The 3,221-nt window shown below is 71.0% G+C and carries 2 protein-coding genes and 1 pseudogene; 2 read left to right on the forward strand and 1 reads right to left on the reverse strand.

Annotation, left to right across the window (positions count from 1 at the left end; all coding sequences use genetic code 11):
• Positions 1-369, forward strand: a pseudogene (locus AC30N0_RS14105) (UDP-N-acetylmuramate dehydrogenase); the annotation flags it as partial.
• A gap of 33 nt (positions 370-402) precedes the next feature.
• Here the strand turns inward: AC30N0_RS14105 and argG are convergent.
• Positions 403-1,737, reverse strand: a complete 1,335-nt coding sequence (gene argG / locus AC30N0_RS14110; protein ID WP_489518539.1) for an argininosuccinate synthase — start codon at positions 1,735-1,737, stop codon at positions 403-405.
• A gap of 106 nt (positions 1,738-1,843) precedes the next feature.
• Here argG and AC30N0_RS14115 point away from each other — a divergent pair.
• Positions 1,844-3,221: serine/threonine protein kinase (locus tag AC30N0_RS14115; RefSeq protein WP_489518540.1), on the forward strand; the 1,378-nt coding region annotated here is incomplete at its 3' end.

The raw sequence follows: 3,221 nt of genomic DNA on the forward strand, positions 1-3,221 counted from the left end.
GACTGGGTCTGCGCGATCCGACGCGCCAAGCTGCCGGACCCGGCCACGATCGGCAACGCCGGCAGCTTCTTCAAGAACCCGGTGGTCACGCCGGAGCAGTGCCGGGACATCATCGGCCGTGACCCGGAAATCGTGCATTACCCGATGCCCGACGGCAGCGTCAAGCTCGCCGCCGCCTGGATGATCGACGCCTGCGGCTGGAAGGGGAAGTCGGTCGGCCAGGCGGGCGTCTACGACCGGCAGGCGCTGGTGCTCGTCAATCGCGGCGCCGCGATCGGCTCAGAGGTCATGACGCTGGCCCGCGCCATTCAGGAGAGCGTCTACGGCCGCTTCGGCATTCGCCTCGAGCCCGAGCCGGTGGTCGTCTGATCCGCCCCGCGGCAGCGGGCCGCGACGGAACCGTCACGACTTGTCGCGGTCGTGGCCCAGGCTAGGCAGGGCGGAGCCGCCGCGCAGCAGGCCGATACCGGCGTAGGTGGCGAGCTTCTCGCGGGTGTCGGCGATGTCGAGGTTGCGCATCGTCAGCTGGCCGATGCGGTCCTGCGGCGAGAACGACGACTCGCCCTTTTCCATCGTCAGCCGCTCCGGCTTGTAGGTGAGGTTCGGCGACACCGTGTCGAGGATCGAGTAGTCGTTGCCGCGGCGCAGCTCGAGGCGGACCTCGCCGGTGATGGCGCGGGCGACCCAGCGTTCCGCGGTCTCGCGCAGCATGATGGCCTGCGGGTCGAACCAGCGGCCCTGGTAGAGCAGGCGGCCGAGCCGGCGCCCGTTGTCGCGGTACTGCTCGATCGTGTCCTCGTTGTGGATGCCGGTGAGCAGGCGCTCGTAGGCGATGAAGAGGAGCGCCATGCCCGGGGCCTCGTAGATGCCGCGGCTCTTCGCCTCGATGATGCGGTTCTCGATCTGGTCGCTCATGCCGAGCCCGTGCCGGCCGCCGATGCGGTTCGCCTCGACCAGCAGGTCGGGCAGGGCCGCGAACTCGACGCCGTTCAGGGCCACCGGCCGGCCCTCGTCGAAGCGGATGCTGATCTCCTCGCGCCGCACCTCGACCTCGTCGCGCCACGACGCCACGCCCATGATCGGCTCGACGATGCGGATGCCGCTGGAGAGCTGCTCCAGGTCCTTGGCTTCGTGGGTCGCTCCGAGGAGGTTCGAATCGGTGGAATACGCCTTCTCCGCCGACATCTTGTAGGCGAAGCCGGACTTGCGCATGAACTCCGACATCTCGGCCCGGCCACCGAGCTCGTCGATGAAGAGCTGGTCCAGCCAAGGCTTGTAGATTCGCAGCGCCGGGTTGACGAGAAGCCCGTAACGGTAGAAGCGCTCGATGTCATTGCCTTTGAACGTGCTCCCATCGCCCCATATTTCTACGCTATCTTCCTTCATCGCTGCCACCAGCATGGTGCCGGTGACGGCCCGGCCGAGCGGCGTGGTGTTGAAGTAGGTGACGCCGGCCGTCGAGATGTGGAAGGCGCCGCACTGCAGGGCGGCGATGCCTTCGGCGGCCAGCTGGCTGCGGCAGTCGACGAGGCGCGCCCGCTCGGCGCCGTACTGCATGGCGCGCCGCGGGATGTCGTCGTAGTCGGGCTCGTCCGGCTGGCCCAGGTGCGCCGTGTAGGCGTACGGGACGGCGCCCTTGCCGCGCATCCAGTGCAGCGCGGCGCTGGTGTCCAGGCCGCCGGAGAACGCGATGCCGACGCGCTCGCCGACGGGAAGGTGCTGGAGGATGGTGGCCATGGCCTATTCTCGTCCAGGCCCGGCTGCGACCCGACAGGAGGGGCCGGCCGGGGCAGGCCCTGCGGTAAGCTCGCTCTCCCCTTGGCCCGCCTGCCGCGCGCGCTCGATGAGCACTCTTCCGCCCGACTCCGCCAGGCCGGCCGCCCAGCCCTCGGGAACCGACCACGACGCACTCCCGCCCGGCACCCGCTTCGGCGAGTTCGAGATCGTCCGCGTCCTCGGCGTCGGCGGCTTCGGCATCGTCTACCTGGCCAAGGATCACTCGCTCGAGCGCGAGGTCGCGCTCAAGGAGTACATGCCGGCGTCGCTGGCGGCACGCGGCCACGGCCCGCAGATCACGGTGCGGTCGAGCGCGTTCGCGGAGACCTACGCGATCGGCCTGCGCTCGTTCGTCAACGAGGCGCGCCTGCTTGCGCGCTTCGACCATCCGTCGCTGGTCAAGGTCTACCGGTTCTGGGAAGACAACGCCACCGCCTACATGGTGATGCCGTTCCTGCAGGGCACGACCCTGCGCGACACGCGCCGGGCCATGGCCCACCCGCCCAACGAGGCATGGATCCGCAGCGTGATCGCGCCCATCCTCTCCGCGCTCGAGCTGCTGCACCGTGAAGGCGTGTACCACCGCGACATCGCGCCGGACAACATCCTGTTGCCGCACGAGGGACCGCCCGTCCTGCTCGACTTCGGCGCGGCGCGCCGCGTCATCAGCGACCGCACGCAGTCGCTGACCGCGATCCTCAAGCCCAGCTACGCGCCGATCGAGCAGTACGCGGAGATGGCGCAGATGCGCCAGGGCCCGTGGACCGACCTGTACGCGCTCGGCGCCGTCATCCACTACCTGCTGTTCGGCGCGCCGCCTTCCCCGGCCACGGCGCGCGCGGTCCAGGACGATGCGGAATCGATCGAGAGCCGGATCGTTCCCGGCGTGTCGCCACGGTTCCTCGAGGCGGTCTCCTGGATGCTGTCGCTGCGACCGAACCAGCGGCCGCAGAACGGCGAGCAGCTGCGCGCCGTCCTCGACGGGCATGCGCAGATCCCGCCGCGGGGCCGGCCCGGAATCACGATCCCTGGTGCCCTGTCCCCGCCCGCGCCCGACGCTTACGAGCCGACCCGCCTGACCGAGAGTGCGACGAGCACGGCCACTGACCCGGGCCATCCCAGGACGGCCGGGCCGCCGTCGCCCCCGACCTTCAGCCCGACCGCGCAGATGCCCACCGCCCGGCCGGCGCCCGCCCGCACTGCGGCACCGGTCACTGCGCCGTCGCTGCGGACGGCGCCGCCGGCCACCACGCGGCCACCGGCGACATCGACGCAGACACGGTCGCCAGCGACGCAGCCGCCGTCGCCGACATCGCTGCCGGCGACCGTCGCCACCCGGCCGCAGGGGCTGGCCGCCGCGCCGATCGCTGCCGCGGCGAGGAGCGGCACGTCGGGTGCCACCTGGCTGGCGATCGCGGCCGGCGGCGCCGCGGTGGTCGTTGTCG

This window comes from Rhizobacter sp. (genome assembly GCF_031412495.1).
Lineage (GTDB): Bacteria > Pseudomonadota > Gammaproteobacteria > Burkholderiales > Burkholderiaceae_C > Schlegelella_A.